This window comes from Caballeronia sp. LZ035 (assembly GCF_031451175.1).
Classification (GTDB): Bacteria; Pseudomonadota; Gammaproteobacteria; order Burkholderiales; family Burkholderiaceae; genus Caballeronia.
The window spans coordinates 533,005-549,634 of sequence record NZ_JARUXS010000003.1 but is presented as its reverse complement, the minus strand read 5'-3'; the positions used below and the strand labels follow the sequence as shown (position 1 = coordinate 549,634).

The 16,630-nt window shown below is 64.0% G+C and carries 14 protein-coding genes; 10 read left to right on the top strand and 4 right to left on the bottom strand.

Annotation, left to right across the window (positions count from 1 at the left end; all coding sequences use genetic code 11):
* Positions 1-9 precede the first annotated feature (9 nt).
* The 4 genes from QCE88_RS25410 to QCE88_RS25395 all read left to right on the top strand — a co-directional run bounded on the left by QCE88_RS25410 (position 10) and on the right by QCE88_RS25395 (position 4,100).
* A complete protein-coding gene (locus tag QCE88_RS25410; RefSeq protein ID WP_309907506.1) occupies positions 10-1,527 on the top strand; it encodes a sugar ABC transporter ATP-binding protein in 1,518 nt (505 codons plus the stop codon).
* A 34-nt stretch (positions 1,528-1,561) separates the two neighbouring features.
* Positions 1,562-2,830 (top strand): ABC transporter permease, encoded by a 1,269-nt coding sequence (locus QCE88_RS25405; protein ID WP_309907504.1) that lies wholly within the window; start codon positions 1,562-1,564, stop codon positions 2,828-2,830.
* A 328-nt stretch (positions 2,831-3,158) separates the two neighbouring features.
* Entirely contained in the window at positions 3,159-3,362 is a 204-nt protein-coding gene (locus QCE88_RS25400; RefSeq protein WP_008347993.1) for a cold-shock protein, read from the top strand.
* A gap of 294 nt (positions 3,363-3,656) precedes the next feature.
* On the top strand, positions 3,657-4,100 hold the full coding sequence (locus tag QCE88_RS25395; RefSeq protein WP_309907501.1) for a hypothetical protein: 444 nt from the start codon (positions 3,657-3,659) through the stop codon (positions 4,098-4,100).
* A 177-nt stretch (positions 4,101-4,277) separates the two neighbouring features.
* Here the strand turns inward: QCE88_RS25395 and QCE88_RS25390 are convergent, their stop codons facing one another.
* Positions 4,278-5,045 carry a sulfite exporter TauE/SafE family protein gene (locus tag QCE88_RS25390; RefSeq protein ID WP_309907499.1) on the bottom strand — a complete coding sequence of 256 codons (768 nt, stop codon included), beginning with the start codon at positions 5,043-5,045 and terminating at the stop codon, positions 4,278-4,280.
* 82 nt (positions 5,046-5,127) lie between these two features.
* On the opposite strand from QCE88_RS25390, the gene QCE88_RS25385 reads away from it, so the two are divergent.
* The 3 genes from QCE88_RS25385 (at position 5,128) to QCE88_RS25375 (ending at position 7,266) form a co-directional block, all read left to right on the top strand.
* Positions 5,128-6,018, top strand: a complete 891-nt coding sequence (locus QCE88_RS25385; protein WP_309907497.1) for a LysR substrate-binding domain-containing protein — start codon at positions 5,128-5,130, stop codon at positions 6,016-6,018.
* 143 nt (positions 6,019-6,161) lie between these two features.
* Complete coding sequence (locus QCE88_RS25380) at positions 6,162-6,482, top strand: hypothetical protein (protein WP_309907495.1); 321 nt, start codon at positions 6,162-6,164, stop codon at positions 6,480-6,482.
* A gap of 136 nt (positions 6,483-6,618) precedes the next feature.
* Positions 6,619-7,266 (top strand): VC0807 family protein, encoded by a 648-nt coding sequence (locus QCE88_RS25375; protein WP_309907492.1) that lies wholly within the window; start codon positions 6,619-6,621, stop codon positions 7,264-7,266.
* Here QCE88_RS25375 and QCE88_RS25370 read toward each other — a convergent pair.
* Together QCE88_RS25370 and QCE88_RS25365 are read right to left on the bottom strand one after the other, a co-directional pair.
* A complete protein-coding gene (locus QCE88_RS25370; RefSeq protein ID WP_309907490.1) occupies positions 7,255-8,082 on the bottom strand; it encodes an alpha/beta hydrolase in 828 nt (275 codons plus the stop codon). The genes QCE88_RS25375 and QCE88_RS25370 overlap by 12 nt on opposite strands.
* Positions 8,083-8,107: 25 nt before the next feature.
* Complete coding sequence (locus QCE88_RS25365) at positions 8,108-8,284, bottom strand: DUF3563 family protein (RefSeq protein ID WP_309907488.1); 177 nt, start codon at positions 8,282-8,284, stop codon at positions 8,108-8,110.
* 479 nt (positions 8,285-8,763) lie between these two features.
* Between QCE88_RS25365 and QCE88_RS25360 the strand changes: the two genes are divergently transcribed.
* Together QCE88_RS25360 and QCE88_RS25355 are read left to right on the top strand one after the other, a co-directional pair.
* Positions 8,764-12,729: a response regulator gene (locus tag QCE88_RS25360; RefSeq protein ID WP_309907486.1), complete on the top strand. Its 3,966-nt coding sequence runs from the start codon at positions 8,764-8,766 to the stop codon at positions 12,727-12,729.
* A 1-nt stretch (position 12,730) separates the two neighbouring features.
* Positions 12,731-13,726 carry a diguanylate cyclase domain-containing protein gene (locus QCE88_RS25355; RefSeq protein ID WP_309907484.1) on the top strand — a complete coding sequence of 332 codons (996 nt, stop codon included), beginning with the start codon at positions 12,731-12,733 and terminating at the stop codon, positions 13,724-13,726.
* On the opposite strand, the gene QCE88_RS25350 is transcribed toward QCE88_RS25355, so the two are convergent.
* Positions 13,684-14,547: a response regulator gene (locus QCE88_RS25350; protein WP_409018217.1), complete on the bottom strand. Its 864-nt coding sequence runs from the start codon at positions 14,545-14,547 to the stop codon at positions 13,684-13,686. The genes QCE88_RS25355 and QCE88_RS25350 overlap by 43 nt on opposite strands.
* Positions 14,548-14,990: 443 nt before the next feature.
* Here QCE88_RS25350 and QCE88_RS25345 point away from each other — a divergent pair, with 443 nt between their 5' ends.
* Positions 14,991-16,364: a sigma 54-interacting transcriptional regulator gene (locus QCE88_RS25345; RefSeq protein ID WP_309907480.1), complete on the top strand. Its 1,374-nt coding sequence runs from the start codon at positions 14,991-14,993 to the stop codon at positions 16,362-16,364.
* Positions 16,365-16,630 lie beyond the last annotated feature (266 nt).

The window sequence follows — 16,630 nt, the reverse complement described above, 5'->3', positions numbered from 1 at the left end:
ACACGCGTCATGGCCACCGTCACTGCGCCGCTCGTCGAGGCTGCGGGCCTGTCGATATCGTTCAACGGCAGTCCCGCGCTCGCGGGCGTCGACTTCGACATCGTCGCGGGCGAAATTCATGCGCTCGTCGGCGAGAACGGCGCGGGCAAGTCGAGCCTGATGAAGATACTGGGCGGCCTGTATGCGCCCGATGCGGGCAGCATCCGCGTGCGCGGCGAGGCCACGCGCATGTCGAACGTGAACGACGCCGCGCGCGCCGGCATCGCGACCATTCACCAGGAATTGAATCTCGTCGATACGCTGTCCGCCGTCGACAACATCTTCCTCGGCAAGGAGATACGCACGCGCATGGGTTTCCCCGACCGCCGAGCGATGCGCGCCGCCGCCATGAACGTGCTCGCGCAACTGGGCTTCCGGCTCGCGCCGGAGACGCTGGTCGGCACACTGCGCGTCGGCGAGAAGCAACTCGTGGAGATCGCCAAGGCGCTGCTCGCCGACGCGCGGGTCCTCATCATGGACGAGCCGACCTCCGCCCTCTCGGACACCGAAACGCGGGCGCTGCTCGGCCTGACCCGCGCGTTGCGCGAGCGCGGCATGGGCATCGTGCTGATCAGTCATCGCCTGAGCGAAGTCTTCGCGGTGGCAGACCGTGTGACCGTGTTGCGCGATGGCCGGCGTATCGCGACGCTGCCGATGCGGCACGTGGAGTCCTCGGAAACGCTCGTTTCGATGATGATCGGGAAGGACTTCGCGCCGCCCGAACGCACTGAAGCAGAAGCGCCCCAGGCGCGCCCGCTCGCGGTCGAGGTGCGCGATCTCACGCTGGGCAGTGCCGCACGCGCGCCGGTGACCGAGGTCTCGTTTGCCGTGCAGCAGGGCGAGGTGTTCGGCATCTCGGGACTGCTCGGTGCAGGCAAGACCGAGATACTCGAAGCGATCTTCGGTGTGTCGCCCTATCGGCGCGCGGGCGAGATTCGCATCGCGGGTCAGCCGCGTACGATCGACTCGCCGGATCGCGCGGCGGCGGCCGGGCTCGCGTTCGTCACTGAAGACCGCAAAAAAGACGGCCTCGTGCTCGATCACTCGCTCGAAGCGAATCTGCTGTTGCCCTCGCTGTCGCGCGCGCCCGGCTTTCCGCTGTACCGGCGCGCACGCATGCAGGCATGGGCGGCGGCGCAGGCACGCGCGTCGAACGTCAAGCATCGCAGTCTCGCGCAGGACGCGAGCACGTTATCGGGCGGCAACCAGCAGAAGCTCATCATCGGCAAGTGGCTGATGACGAAGCCGCGCATCCTCCTGCTCGATGAACCCACGCGTGGCGTAGACGTGGCCGCCAAGGCCGAGATCTACCGGCAAGTGCTGGCGGCCGCGCGCGGCGGCGTGACGGTGATCGTCGCGAGCTCGGAGATCGACGAACTGATGTTGCTGTGCGACCGCATCCTCGTGATGTGTGAAGGACGTGCGCGCGGTGTGCTGACACGCGAGCAGTTTTCAGGCGACGTGCTCATCAGGATGGCATCGCCCTGAAGGCAGGCCGGGCGAAGACACGGAGACATTCATCATGCTGCATGCGCAGGACCAACTCGCCGAGCCCGCGGCCAACGCTCGCCAGCGACACCTGAGCACCTTCCTCACGACGCTCAAGTATTACCTGGGGCTTATCGTGTTGCTGGTGGTCGGCGCGCTCACGTCGCCGCATGCCGCCGACGGCGCCAACATCTTTCTGTCGAGCGCCAACATCTCGGATGTATTCCGTCAGGTGGCGAACGTCGGCGTGATCTCCATCGGCATGACGCTCGTCATCATCACGGCGGGCATCGATCTCTCCGTGGGCGCGATCATGGGTCTCGGCAGCGTACTCACCGCGATGCTGCTCACCACCGACGGCTGGAATCGCGCGACCCATGCGTCCATCGTGCTGGTGGCGATCGCGGTGTTCGTCATCGTCTTCACCGTGTCCGGCGTCGCGCGCGGCATTTTGAATACAAGAAACCCGGAGCCCGCACGACGGCCCGCGAGCGCGCTGCCGCAGGCAGGCATCGCACTCGTCGCGGCGTTGCTGGCCTGCGCCGCCATCGCGCTGCATGGCGCGCATCGCATGCCGCTTCTCGCCGTCATGGGCATCGTGCCACTCGCGGGTTTTACAGTCGGCGCGCTCAATGGCTGGATCATCACACGGGGACGCATGCAGCCCTTCATCGTCACGCTGGCCGCGATGGTCGGCGTGCTCGGCGCAGCGCGCCTGATTGCCGGCCAGGATACGGCGGTCTATTCGATTTACAGCGGCACCAACGCCACCACGGACATCGAGGCCTTGCGCGCACTACTCTTCAACGTGGTGCCGGTTCCCGCGCTGTTCTTTCTGGCAATCGCGGTCGTGGTCGGCTTCGTGATGAACCGTACGGTGTTCGGCAAGTACCTGTACGCCATCGGCGGAAACGAGAAATGCGCGCTGATCTCGGGGCTTTCCGTCGCGCGCCACAAGACCGCCGCTTATGCGCTGTCGGGACTGCTGTCCGCGCTGGTCGGCGTGCTCTACGCCGCGCAATACCGACAAGGCAAGGCGGATGCGGGCATGGGCTGGGAACTGGATGCGATCGCGGCCGTGGTGATCGGCGGCACGAGTCTCGCGGGTGGGGTCGGGCGCGTGTCGGGCACGGTCGCGGGCGTGCTGATTTTCGGCTTCTTGAGCAATATTCTTTTGCTCAACGATATCGACAGCAATACGCAACTGGTGCTTAAAGGCCTGATCATCGTGATTGCAGTCTTCCTCCAGCAAACCGACATCGGCAAGCGCGGCCTGCTAAAACGCTTCACAGGGCGCGGATGACGCGCTTGCCTTGGCAACCGGTTCCAGAACGGGACCGCCGGCCGCGCCATGCGGGATAGCTTCTGCCATACAAGACGCTTATTTGTTTTTGGCCGGTTGAAAGTCATGGATAATCGAATGCGCGCCCCTGATTAAAGTCCGAACATAGCGTATCCGAACTAAACATTCGGGCGGACAAGACTGGCTGCAGCGAGTATGACGATGTAATGTCACGTCTCTTAGCAGAAACGCTTATTTGAAGTTCGCGTACTGGCGTGGTAAAACTCTCTGCCGCTCGAAATTTAAGGGCGCATCTTCAACCGAATACGTCTCAAAAGGGTTTGGACAAATGGCAACGGGTACTGTTAAGTGGTTCAACGATGCAAAGGGTTTTGGCTTCATCACGCCGGATGACGGTGGCGAAGACCTGTTTGCACATTTCTCCGAAATCCAATCCAAGGGTTTCAAGTCGCTTCAGGAGAACCAGAAGGTGAGCTTCGAAGTCAAGCAAGGCCCGAAGGGCAAGCAAGCTTCGACGATTCAGCCGCTGTAAGTCAGGCGGTTTAGCCTTCAGGCACGAAACGGCCCGCAAGGGCCGTTTTGCATTGACAAGCAGAAAATGAAACGCCGGAGCGGCGTTAGCAGCTTGGCCAAACCTGCCTTATGCAACGTGCCGCAACGTGCCAGGTTTCCGTTTCGCACGGCAAGCGGCGGAAATCCGTAGAATTAATATGATTTTTAGCCTGGCCATCCCGGCGCCAAGGCGAAATTCTTTCTTCTATTTCCCGTGATTCAGGCAAGCGATCGGAAAAAATGCCGCGCACGCGTTCGGCAAAAAACAAATGCATTGCTCGTCGCGTTGTGGTTTGCCGCTTGCGATGCCCAAGCGCAGTCATTCGCCCTGAACCCCCGCGCCGTACGCTTTGCTTCCGCCGTCGTCCTCAACGACTTCCATACGGCTCAAGCCGGCGGCGGCTATGTGTTCTCCTACGACAGCCATGAAACCGAAGCATCGCTTGCCGCGAAGCTCGATCACTGGTTCTCCGGCAAGGATCCGCACGCCATCACGATGGATCCGGCCGAGAAACAGGCGCTATTCGGTTTCTACTGGGCCGCGAGCATGATGTCGGCGAATTCGCCATGCTTCACGGATATCGCCGACCCTGCCTGCCGCGATGACCTCACGCGCTGGATGACGCGCGAAATGGACGACGATCCGCGCTTCATCCGCGACTATGAGGCGGCGCGCAGCGCGCTCGGCCTTCCTGGCCTGGCTCCCGGCTCGCATTGAGCGTCGAACCTCGCGTGCTCTGCGCCGCAAACTCACACCATGTGGGACTTCCGCTTCACGCCGAGGGTCAGCGTAAAGCCAGGCGATCTTTGCCAGCACGCTTGCCAGCAAGGACAGCGCACCAATGGTTTCAAGCAGCGCAGGAATCATGATCGCCTCCATGCATCGGAACAGGCTTTAGCGGTGGAACAGCATCGGCGCATAGGTCTTCACGAAGAACGCGATCGTGATGCCTGCGCTGACGAGCAAGGTGCCCGCCCGGATCAGTTGCGCCGGCGCACGCCGGCCGAGCTGCGCGCCGCCATAGCCGCCGAGCATCGCCGCGAGCAGCATGGCCAGGGTTTCGGGCCAGCGCACGGCTTGCGCGGCCGCGAAGGTCAGCACCGCGACCGAATTGGCCGCGCTCACCAGCAGCGTGCGCGGCGCATTGAGGCTCTTCAGATCGCGTGCATCGAGCAGTCCCCAGACGGCCATCATCATGATGCCGACCGCGCCGCCAAAGTAGCCGCCATAAACGCCAAGCACGAATTGAATCGACAGCACGGCAGGCGCGCTGATATGCCAGCGGCGCCGCAAGGTTTCGCCGAGCGTGCGCCCGAAGGCGAGCGTGATGCTCGCGCACAGCAGCAACCAGGGCAACACGAAGGAGAAGGTCTTCGACGACGTGGAGAGCAGCAGCGCCGCCCCGACGAAGCCGCCGATCAGCGTCACCACCAGCATCCTGCGGATGGATACCGAGCCGACGGGCCCTAGCCCGTCGCGATACGCCCACGCACTCACGACGCCGCCGGGAAACAGCGCAACGGTGCTCGAAGCGTTCGCCTGAACCGGGGGCAAGCCGGCGGCGATCATCGCGGGCAGGCTGACGAAGGAGCCCCCGCCGGCCAGTGCGTTCATGGCGCCCGCGAGAAAACCCGCGCCGCTGACGAGAAGAATGGATTGCATGCGCTAGATGCTATCGGCAGGACCGCACGCTTACAATCTGGCATTTCCAATGTGAGACTTCGGTTCCGCCGAAGCATGCGTCATGCGTTTCGACCTCACCGACATGCGCCTGTTCCTGACCGTCATCGAGCGCGGCAGCATCACAGCGGGCGCGCAGGCCATGCATCTCGCGCTGGCTTCCGCGAGCGAACGCATTGCGGGCATGGAAGCGGCGCTTGGTGCGCCGCTCCTTGAGCGCAATCGGCGCGGGGTGCAGGCGACCGCTGCCGGCGAAGCATTCGCCCGTCACGCACGAGCGATTCTCGGTCAGGTCGAACAGATGCGCGGCGAGTTGCGCTCCTTCGCCACCGGCCTCAAAGGCCGCATCAAGCTGCTCTCGAACACCGCCGCACTCGCGGCCTTGCTGCCGCCACGGCTGGCGCGCTTCCTCGCCGATTACCCGGATCTCTCCATCGACCTCGATGAACGTCCGAGCGTCGATATCGTGCAGATCATCGCCGAGGGCCGCGCCGATCTCGGCGTGGTCTCCGATACCACGGATCTCGGCATGCTCCAGACGCATCTGATCGCGCAGGATCAATTGGTGGTCGTGGCGCATCGGTCGCATCGGATCGCGGGTGAAGGCGCGGTGGCGTTCGCGGAGATCGTCGGGGAATCGTTCGTCGGCCTCTCCGATGCCGCGCTCGAAATGCATCTGGCCGAGCGCGCCTCGCGTATCGGGCGGCAGATCAACTATCGCATCCGCATGCGCAGCATCGACAATATCGGCATGCTCGCGGCGGCGGGCATCGGGCTCGTGATTCTCTCGGAGGCTTCGGCGCGAATGCTCGAACGGCCGGAACTCGTCATCGTGCCGCTGTCGGAGCCCTGGGCCACGCGCCGCCTGCATCTGTGCGCACGCGACTTCGACGCGCTGACCCCACACGCACGCCTGCTTGCCGAGGCGCTGAAAGAAGCCGCTCAACACGCTTGACGCATGCCTCACATCCGATGAATCACCTAGGCAAAACCCTTTCTATGCTGGGCATTCCGCTTGCACGACCCTATATGCTTGCCACGCGCTCATTGCGCGTTCACATGCTTGCTCACACGACAAGCGCCAAACAGGAGGCGGTCATGAAGAAAGATCCCACACGCGCACCGCGACGCGCCATGCACATCGCGCTGATCGCCGGCGCGGCCGGGCTGTGCTTTGCATCGACGGCCAGTGCCGACAGCCAGGCCGCGAAGAAGATGGGGCAGATGGGCATCATCAATCAGACGCTGCAGCCGAAGCCTCTGCGCTCGAACAACAACGCGTATTCGAACAATGCCAACAGCAATACGACGAATCCCGGCTATAACAACAACTCGACCTATAACCCCAACGCTGCCAATGCGGGCACGGCCAACGGTGTGAATGGCACGAATGGCGCCGCTGCAGCGGGCAGGAAATAAGCCTTCGTTTCAGGCTCGAATAAGGCCGCCCGCACGCCGGGCGGCCAATCTCCCTCATTCCAGCACAGCTGATCTTTTATACTGAGTTCAAGGTCAAGATGTTCTCGCGCACTGCGCGATTTCCTTCCGCGAGCTCATGAAAAAAATCAAGCCCGGCCTCCTGCTCGAACTCGTCGCCAATCTTCTGCTGCCGTGGCTCGCCTATCGGCTCGCACTGCCCTACTGGGGCGATGTCGGGGCGCTCTATGCATCGGCTGCACCGCCGCTCGTCTGGAGTCTCGCCGAGTTCGCGCGCTCGAGGCGCGTCGACGCGCTCTCCGCATTGGTGCTATTCGGCATCGCGCTGTCCATCGTGCTGCTCGCGCTGGGCGGCAGTCCCCGCATCCTGCTCGTGCGCGAATCGCTCGCCGCGGGAGCCACGGGCATCGTCTTCCTCTTCTCGCTCCTGTTCGAGCGCCCGTTGATCTTCTATCTGGCGCGCGCCACCGTCACGCGCGAGCAGGAAAACGGCGCCGAACGCTTCGAAGCCTATTGGAATGAAAGCGCCGGGCTGCGCCGCTCGCTGCGGCTCATGACGCTCGTCTGGGGCATCGGGCTGACCGCTGAAACCGCATTGCGCTTCTGGTTCGCGTGGACCTGGCCGGTGGAACGCTATCTGGTCGTGTCGCCTGTCGTGAGCTACGCGATGTACGGCGGCCTGCTCGCGTGGACCTTCTGGTTTCGCGCGAGACTCATCCAGCGCCAGGGCAACACCGGCCCGTCGCGCGACGGCTTACTCGGCTAGGCTTTCAAGCGCTTCGCCACACTGCGCGATGTGACGGGCAATCGCCTCGTTGACCGCGTCCGCATGCGTGAGCGGACCCATGTGCCCGGCTTCCGGCACGGTCATGAGTTGCGCGACGGGCATCAGCGTGCTGAGGATCTCCGCGATGAGCCGCGTCGGCGGGGGCGCATGTTCGCCACGCATCACGAGTGTGGGAATGCGCAGCTTCGCGTAGGCGCTGGGCAGCGTCGGTTCGTGGATCAGCGCGCGAAAGTCGAGCGGGGCCTTCGGCACCCAGCGCGTGAGCATCGCCTGCACCGAGGGCCGCAACGCCGAGAACGCGCCCTCTCCGCCCCAGTAATCGACGAACGCCGTCGCGGCGCCGCGCAGGTCGCCTGCAACGACGCCCTCCGCCGTGCGCGACGCAATCGCGACAATCTCGGCGAACTCGCGCGCGCCGTCCGCGCCCATGCCCTTCAGCAGATTGAACGCCGAAGGCTCGTACAGCGTGATGCTCGCCACGTCGCGCGGGCGTTCGAGCGCCGCGCGCAACGCCACGCCGCCGCCATACGAATGACCGACCAGATGGACCTGGCCCGGATGACGGTCGATGATCTCGACCGTGCGAGCCGCTTCGTCCGCCAGCGTAAAGGCACGCTCGCCGCTCCACGGGCCGACGTCGTCGCAGCCGTAGTGCTCGGGCGCGAAGAACGCGTGCGGCGGATTCAGCGAGGCAAGCGTCTCGCGCAAGGGTCGCCACTGGTTGGCGCCCGAGCCGGAGCAATGCAGGGCGATGACGGAAACGGCAGCTTTATCGTTGTTCGAAGTCGTCAACATGGTGAAGGGTCGATGGATGATGAAGTCAGGCGTCCGTCTGATCGCATGCGCGCATGCGCCGTTCGAGTTCGCCGATGTCGGCGCACGAATCCAGCCAGGCATCGCGCCGACCGTGTTCGGCGCGGTTGAGCAGCACATGGATCCAGCAGATCAGATGGGGCAACAGGATTTCTCTGGACACGTCGATCAGGATTCCCAACATGGTTCACTCCACTTTCGGCAACAGGTCATGCGTTTCAGTGCCGGCAGAGCGATGGATTCAATGATTCACTGATGTTTCGTTCGATCAGGAAGTCGCTGGGCGGCGGGTGTCGGCATTGCAATGCACCAGCCGTGCCAGTTTCGTTAAACGCCCGTCCTGCAAGGCTTCAGAGCGCGACAGCGCGGCGCCGTGTCGGACGTCGGCCAACGCTTTCAAACCTGAAAGTCTGTGCGTGAACAACACGTCGACGGCCGGCCGTGATCTGCTTTCCAACCATCCAAACCGCGAATGCGCGCGGAAAATTCCCGAAATAAGGGATCAAGCTCGCCCGCGCGGGTGCCGTAAACAGCCTGAACAGCCGCGCAACGCCCCGGCCGGCGCGCCAGCCGGCCATCTGCGAAGGGCGCGATAAGATACGGCAGCCTTCGGTCCTTGCGCCCCGCCGTGCCCCTTGCCACGCTCACTCGGAGATAAACGGCTTGCTCAGTCCCGGTCGTCATTCGCTCACATCCAGGATGACGGTGTTCATCGTCGCGGTCTGCGTGCTGCTGATCGGCACCGACGTTTGGCGCAGTCTCGCCGCACGTCGCGCCCAGCTCGACGAGATGACGACCGCCACGTCCAACCTCGCGCGCGCGATGGCGCAACACGCCAACGACACCTTCAGGCAAGCCGATGTCACGCTGCTCGGCATGGTGGAACGTGTCGAGGAAGACGGCACCGGCCCCGAGTCGCTGGCGCGCCTGCACCGCTCGCTCGTCGCGCGGGTCGGGCAGCTGCCGCAGCTGAACGGCCTCTTCATCTACGACAAGACCGGCGCCTGGATCGTCAACTCCCAGCCGGTGCTCGATCAACGCTTCAACAACTCCGACCGCGAGTACTTCGAATACCACCGCACGCACACGGATCAGGGAACCCATATCGGCGTGCCGGTGCAGAGCCGCTCGACGGGCAAATGGATCGTGCCGGTGTCCCGCCGCATCGATGCGCCCGATGGCAGCTTTGCGGGCGTGGCGCTGGCGACGATCAACGTGACCTTCTTCTCGACCTTCTACGAAAGCCTGGATCTTGGCGAGGACGGCGCGGCCGTGCTCGTGCTGAACTCCGGCGCGATGGTCGTGCGTCGTCCGTTCGAGGACCGCTTCGTCGGCAAGAACGTGCTCGATACGACGCTGTTCCGCTCGCACCTCGAACAAGGCCGCTCGGGTGTCTTCACGATCAGCTCGTCGCAGGACCACATCACGCGCCTCAACAGCTTCCGCGAGTTGCCGGACTATCCGCTGTTCGTCGCGGCGGCGCTGTCGCGCGACGAGATCATCGCGCCATGGTGGCGCGACACGCTCTGGCATGCCGCCGTCACCGGGATGCTGGCACTGGTGCTGGCCCTCTTCGGCTCGACCCTCGTGCGCCAGATCAACGCACGCACGCGCGTCGAACAGGAACTGGCGCGCAGTCTCGCCACCACGCGCACCGTACTCGACACGGCGATCAACCCGATCATCACCGTGGACGAGCGCGGCGCGATCCGCTCCTTCAATTCCGCCGGCGAGCGGGTGTTCGGCTACGCGGCGAGCGAGATCATCGGGCAGAACATCCGCATGCTCGTGCCGCCGCCTCATCTCGACGGGTATAACGAATACATAATGCAATTCAAGGGCACATCGGGCGTCGCGACGGCCGAATGCGAGCTCTCCGGATTGCGCAAGGACGGCACCTCGTTCCCGGCGCACGTGTCGACTGGCGCGATGCGCCTCGATGGTGCTTTGCATTTTGTATCTGTCATTACCGATATCTCGCGGCAAAAGAAGGAGCGTGGCGAACTCGCCGATGCGCGCGACCAGTTGCTGCTTGCTGCCGACATCGCCGAACTGGGCATCTGGTCGTGGGATCTCGCCACCGACAAGCTGCACTGGAACGCCCGCATGTTCGATATCTATCAATACCCGCCGCAACTGCAGGACAACGGCCTGCATTTCGAACACTGGCGCCGGCGCATCCACGCCGAGGATGTCGAGCGCATCGACGCGGGCCTGCGCGCCGTGGCCGCGGGCGCTGCCGATTCACTGCCGCCGTTCCGCATCGTCCTGCCCGACGGCACCACGCGCCGCATCCAGAGCGGGCTGCGCGCGCAACGCGATGCAAACGGCACGCCCCTGAGCATGACGGGCGTGAACTACGACATCACAGACCAGTACGAACTCGAATTCCATCTGCGCAACGCGAAGGAACAGGCGGATGCCGCCAGCGCGGCGAAGTCCTCGTTCCTCGCGAACATGAGTCACGAAATCCGCACGCCGATGAATGCGGTGCTTGGCATGCTGCATCTGGTGCAGTCCACCGCGCTCAATCTTCGGCAGCAGGACTACATCGGCAAGGCCGAAATGGCGGCGCGGTCGCTGCTGAATCTGCTCAACGACATCCTCGATTATTCGAAGATCGAAGCAGGCAAGCTGCAGCTGGACAATCATCCGTTCGAGCCGGAGAAACTGCTGGAGGAACTGGGCGTCGTACTGTCCGGGAATCAGGGCGCGAAAGATGTCGAAGTATTGTTCGATCTCGACCCCGCCGTGCCCGACATGCTGGTCGGCGACGGCTTCCGGCTGCAACAGGTGCTCATCAATCTGGCGGGCAATGCGCTCAAGTTCACGTCGAGTGGGGAGATCGTCGTCAGCATGCATCTCCTCGACCGGTCGCGCGACGCGGCTGGCGAGATGGCGCGCGTGCGCATCTCGGTGAGCGACAGCGGCATCGGCATCAGCGCGGAGCAACTGGAACGCATCTTCGAAGGCTTCACGCAGGCCGAAGCTTCGACCTCGCGACGCTACGGCGGCTCGGGACTCGGGCTCGTCATCTGCAAGCGCCTCATCAGCATGATGGGTGGCCGGCTCGAAGTCGAAAGCCGTGTTGGCGAGGGCAGCCGCTTCTGGTTCGATGTCACGCTGGGTGTCGAACGCGCGGCCGCCGTGCTGCCGGATGAAAGCCCGGTGCTCGAACATGGCGCACGCATCCTGATCGCCGACGACAACGCAATCGCCCGCGAAATCCTCTCGCGCACGGTGCGCGCACTGGGCTGGCAGGCCGACGTGGTCACGAGCGGCATCGAGGCAGTCGAGCGCATCGGCGAGGCCGCGCGCGGCCCCACGCCGTATGACATCGCCCTGCTCGACTGGCGCATGCCAGGCCTCGACGGCCTGAACGCCGCCCGGCTCATCGGCACGATGACAGGCAGCGCTCCGCCGCCTCCGGTGCTGCTAGTCACGGCGTTCGGCCGCGAGACCTTGCGTGAATCGCAGGAAGAAGGCACGGCGCCTTTTGCGGGCTTCCTCACGAAACCGGTCACGCCGAAGCAGCTCGTCAACGCGATTCGTGCAGCATTGCCCGGACCGGGCGGCACGCGGCCGGCCCATGCGCCGGCGCGTAGTGATGCCGCAAGCGCGCAGCGTCTCTCGGGCATGAAGCTGCTGGTGGTCGAAGACAACGCGCTCAACCGCCAGGTCGCGGAAGGCCTTTTGCTCGCCGAAGGTGCGCACGTGACGCTGGCAGAAGGCGGGCGCAAAGGCGTGGAGTGCGTGTGCGCGGGCGAGATGAACTTCGACGCCGTGTTGATGGACGTGCAGATGCCCGATCTCGACGGCCTGGAAGCCACGCGGCTGATTCGCACCGACAGCCGCTTCGCCGCGCTGCCGATCATCGCAATGACCGCCAATGCATCCGGCGCGGATCGCGAGCGTTGCCTGGAAGCGGGCATGAACGATCACGTCGGCAAGCCGATCGACGTCGAGCGGCTGGTGGCCGTGTTGCGCAAGCAGGCGCACGCTGAGGCCCCGGGTAAAACGAGCGCAGGGACAACGATTGAAGCACGCAGTTCGATCATCGCGCGCTTCGGCGGCAACCTGAATTTGATCCAACAGGTCGTCGGCGACTTCGGCGCGCAAGCCGGAGCGCAACTGGCCCACCTTGCGGGACGGCTCGCCGATCACGACGCGAACGGCGCCGCCTCGGTGCTGCACGCCATCAAGGGCAGCGCGGGCACGGTGGGCGCCATGGCGCTCGCCCAGCTTGCGAGTCAGTTCGAAAGCGATCTCCTGCATCGCGATGACAACGACCGCGCGCTCGCCTCTATCCGCTCCGGACTTCCACGCATGCAGCAACTGCTTGCATCGAGTGTCGATCAACTGACGCAGGCATTCGCGCACGCTTCGCTGCCGTCACAGGAACCCGCACAGCCCCAGCCGCTCGACGAGCAAGACTGGCGCGCGCGCCTCACGGCCATCGTGACCTTGCTCGATGCATCGAACCTGCAGGCCATCGCGCTCTCGGAGGACCTGTCGGCGCATGCGCCCAGCGTGCAGCGCGAGGACTTCGAGCACTTCCTCGCACGTGTCAGGGCGCTCGACTTCGCGCGTGCGTCGAAGATCGCGCGCGACATGCTGGAGCAGGTCTGACATGGAAGCGCTTCTGCAAACCTGGTTGCTGCATGCGAACCGCCGTCCGAAGCTCCTGATCGCTGACGACCAGCCGCTCAACATCCGCGTGCTCTACGAGCTGCTGCACGACCACTGCGACATCTTCATGGCGACGAGCGGCGCGCAGGCACTCCGGATATGCCAGGCCGAAGTACCGGACCTGGTCCTGCTCGATGTCGTGATGGACGATCTCGACGGACACGAAGTCTGCCGCCGCCTCAAGGCCGATCCGCTCACGCGCGACGTACCCGTGATCTTCATCACGTCGCAGGATCGCGCGGACGATGAAGTCAAGGCGCTCGAACTGGGCGCCGTCGACTTCATCAGCAAGCCGATCAACCCGGTGGTCACGAGAGCGCGCGTGCGCACGCATCTGACGATCAAGTTCCAGGGCGACCTGCTGCGCGCCAGTGCCCTGCTCGACGGACTCACGGGCGTGTCCAACCGTCGCAAGTTCGATGAAGACCTGCACGCGGACTGGCGCCAGTGCGTGCGCGAAGAGACCTCGCTTGCCCTGCTGATGGTGGACGTGGATTGCTTCAAGCGCTTCAACGACCACTACGGTCATCTGGCCGGCGATGCCTGTCTCAAGGCCATCGCGAAGGCGCTGGCGGATGCGCTGCGCCGCCCCTACGACAAGCTGGCGCGTTATGGCGGCGAGGAGTTCGCCTGCCTGTTGCCGAAGACCGATCTCGCGGGCGCGCAATGCATTGCGCAACGCATCGTCGATGGCGTGCGCGCGCTCGACATCGGTCATGTGTCATCGGACGTGGAGACGCGCGTGACGATTTCCGTCGGCGTGGCGTGCATGCGGCCGGCGCGCGGCAGCACGCCCGACATGCTGCTCAAGGCCGCCGACGATGCGCTCTATGACGCGAAACGCGCGGGACGCGCGCGCTTCGCGATAGCAGCAATACAAGCGACAAACGAGGCTCAACTGCCGCGTGGCTCGCGCACGTACACGGGGAACGGATGAACGTTCGCACCCGCCGATGCCTCCAGCGCCGCACGCAGCGCTTCACGCGCGCGACGGGCGGACGCGAGCGCCGCGCGCACGCGCGCCTGCAGCACCGCAGGCTTCGCGGGTTTCGCGATGACATCGGCCGCGCCCGCATCGAGCGTGCGGCGTTCGGTGTCGGCGTCGCAGGCATCGGCGAGCACGATGAGCGGCACGAGCGGATTCGGTGCAAGCAAGGCGCGGACGGTCTGTTCGAGCGCTTCCATTTCGCCGGGTGCGTTGCTGCAGCGGGAATCGAGCACGATGGCGTCCGGTTCGCCGCGCGCGATGAGATTCAGCGCGGCCTCGCGATCCGTGACGACATCGAGCGCACCGAGCGCTTCGAGCGCGTCACGTTGCGCCAGCGCCGTATCGTTGCCAAGGATGCCGAGCAAGCGTACACCCGGCCCTGCCGAAGCCGATGCCTGCGCGTCTGCTTCGTGCGCGCGGGCATGCATGTGCAGCGCGCGGTCCGTCAAGCGCAGTTGCGCGCGCACGCGTGCCTGCAAGCGCGAGGCGACCAGCGGCTTGATGACGTAATCGGATGCGCCCATGTTGAAGGCATCGACTTCGAGCGCCGGCGCGTCGTGACTCGTGACAAAGATCACGGGCACGCGCGACAGCTTCGCGTCACGCTTCAGGATTTCGCACACGTCGAAGCCGGTCATGGTCGGCAGGTTGGCGTCCAGCAGGATCAGGTCGGGCGTGGATTCGCGCGCCAGGGCCAGCGCGGCCTCGCCGGTGGTGGCGAAGCGTTGGTCGGGACATTCCGCGAGCATCTCGCCGATGATGCGAATCATCGCCGGGTCATCGTCCACGAGAAGCAAGCGCGGCTGAAAAACGGAAGAGGAGTTTTCGGCTGTGTCCATATTTCGCGGGAAATTCGTCAGACGATAAACATTGATGAACTTTACGCTTGCATCGTGCAGTTCGCAAACGCAAATTGCAGCAACCGGATAATTATCTGATATTTCATGATCTGCCAAGTTTTATTCATGAGTGAGCGGCGCCGCAATCGGCAACCGGCGCCGGCATTCCGGCAGGCTCGTCGTGTCCGCAGGCATGGGCCGCAAGGCTTGCCCATTGCGAAAGTACGTATAGCAATAAATGCCTTGCATTTATTAATCGAAATCCGCCGACCAATGCAAACATTCAAATTCTGCATATCGTTTGCGAGACGTGTCGTCACGATGCATTCCAATGCATACTTGCTTCTGCATATATAAGAACGGGAACAACAGCCATGCACGGGGAAACTAGAACGCTCTATTACGCAGGCCGCACGGTATCGGAAGATCTCTCCGAACGGCTGCATGCACGCGGCTGGACCATCGAACGCATCGATCCGGCCAAGCCGGCCAAATCCTCGAAGCAAGGCAAGCGCGCGGCGGCGGGCATCGTCGATCTGACCCGTCGCGGCTTCGCCAACGAACCCGCGCTCCTGAGCGAAATGCTCGCCACCTATCAGGTGGGCTGGGTGGCGACGGTCGATGCCGATTACGTCGAAAGCCCCGAGATCTGCCGCCTCATCCGCGACTTCTGCTTCGACTATGTGACCGTGCCGTCGGCCGCGGATCGTCTGGTCGATGCAGTGGGGCATGCGTACGGCATGGTGTCGCTGCACGACAATGCGTCGCGCGACACCGGCAAGGACGACTGCGTGGAAGGCGGCATGGTGGGCTCGTGCGACGCCATGATGGCGTTGTACCGCTCGGTCCGCAAAGTCGCGATGACCGACGCGCCCGTGTTCATCTCCGGCGAATCCGGCACCGGCAAGGAACTCACGGCCGTGGCCATCCACGAGCGTTCCGTGCGGCGCGAACAGCCTTTCGTGGCAATCAACTGCGGCGCCATTCCGCCTCACCTGCTGCAATCCGAACTCTTCGGCTATGAACGCGGTGCGTTCACCGGTGCAAATCAACGCAAGATCGGCCGGGTGGAAGCGGCTGACGGCGGCACGCTCTTCCTCGATGAAATCGGCGACTTGCCGCTCGAAAGCCAGGCAAGCCTGCTGCGCTTTCTGCAGGAACGCAAGATCGAACGTCTTGGCGGACAAGACTCGACGGACGTTGACGTGCGCATCATCTCGGCCACGCACGTCGACATGCAGGCCGCGATGATCGAAGGACGTTTTCGCGCGGACCTGTATCACCGTCTGTGCGTGCTGCAGATCGACGAGCCGCCGTTGCGCGTGCGCGGCAAGGACATCGAACTGCTGGCGAACCACATGCTCGAACGCTTTCGCAAGGATGCGAGCCGTCGCCTGCGCGGCTTTTCGCCCTGCGCGATCGCAGCGCTCCATAACTACGGCTGGCCCGGCAATGTGCGCGAGCTGATCAATCGTGTGCGCCGTGCCATCGTGATGTCGGAAGGACGGCAGATTCTCGCCAGCGACCTCGAACTCGGCGAGTATGCCGAGGCCGCGCCGATGACGCTCGCACAGGCGCGCGAAGCCGCCGAGCGGCAGGCGATCGAAGTGGCCTTGCTGCGCCATCGGGGACGTCTCGGTGAAGCCGCCGACGAACTCGGCATCTCGCGCGTCACGCTGTATCGGATGCTGACGGCGTATGGCTTGCGTGACAAACCCGACCGGCCGATGGAAGCATCGGGAAGCTGACTTTCACATTTTTGGCCGTTTGAATACTGCATGCGAATCATGATTCGGTTACGCATGTCTTCAGGTACGTCTTCAGGAACCTCTTCTTTCGCGCTGCGCTCGAATGCCTGCATCGTCGTCGATGCAAGGTGAATTCTTTATTCGGCATGCAAGATGCAATCGCGCATGTCCTTCGTTGTCGAGCCCGCTGGCGTGATCTCGCGCCGCCAGAACGCGTGGCGCAGTTCCGTCGCCCGAAGGGCTTCGGCTTGCGCCCGCCGTACCAT

Coding starts and splice junctions, on each gene's coding strand:
- QCE88_RS25410 (WP_309907506.1), top strand. CDS start 10: ATGGCCACCGTCACTGCGCCGCTCGTCGAGGCTGCGGGCCTGTCGATA.
- QCE88_RS25405 (WP_309907504.1), top strand. CDS start 1,562: ATGCTGCATGCGCAGGACCAACTCGCCGAGCCCGCGGCCAACGCTCGC.
- QCE88_RS25400 (WP_008347993.1), top strand. CDS start 3,159: ATGGCAACGGGTACTGTTAAGTGGTTCAACGATGCAAAGGGTTTTGGC.
- QCE88_RS25390 (WP_309907499.1), bottom strand. CDS start 5,045: ATGCAATCCATTCTTCTCGTCAGCGGCGCGGGTTTTCTCGCGGGCGCC.
- QCE88_RS25385 (WP_309907497.1), top strand. CDS start 5,128: ATGCGTTTCGACCTCACCGACATGCGCCTGTTCCTGACCGTCATCGAG.
- QCE88_RS25380 (WP_309907495.1), top strand. CDS start 6,162: ATGAAGAAAGATCCCACACGCGCACCGCGACGCGCCATGCACATCGCG.
- QCE88_RS25375 (WP_309907492.1), top strand. CDS start 6,619: ATGAAAAAAATCAAGCCCGGCCTCCTGCTCGAACTCGTCGCCAATCTT.
- QCE88_RS25370 (WP_309907490.1), bottom strand. CDS start 8,082: ATGTTGACGACTTCGAACAACGATAAAGCTGCCGTTTCCGTCATCGCC.
- QCE88_RS25365 (WP_309907488.1), bottom strand. CDS start 8,284: ATGTTGGGAATCCTGATCGACGTGTCCAGAGAAATCCTGTTGCCCCAT.
- QCE88_RS25355 (WP_309907484.1), top strand. CDS start 12,731: ATGGAAGCGCTTCTGCAAACCTGGTTGCTGCATGCGAACCGCCGTCCG.
- QCE88_RS25350 (WP_409018217.1), bottom strand. CDS start 14,547: ATGATTCGCATCATCGGCGAGATGCTCGCGGAATGTCCCGACCAACGC.
- QCE88_RS25345 (WP_309907480.1), top strand. CDS start 14,991: ATGCACGGGGAAACTAGAACGCTCTATTACGCAGGCCGCACGGTATCG.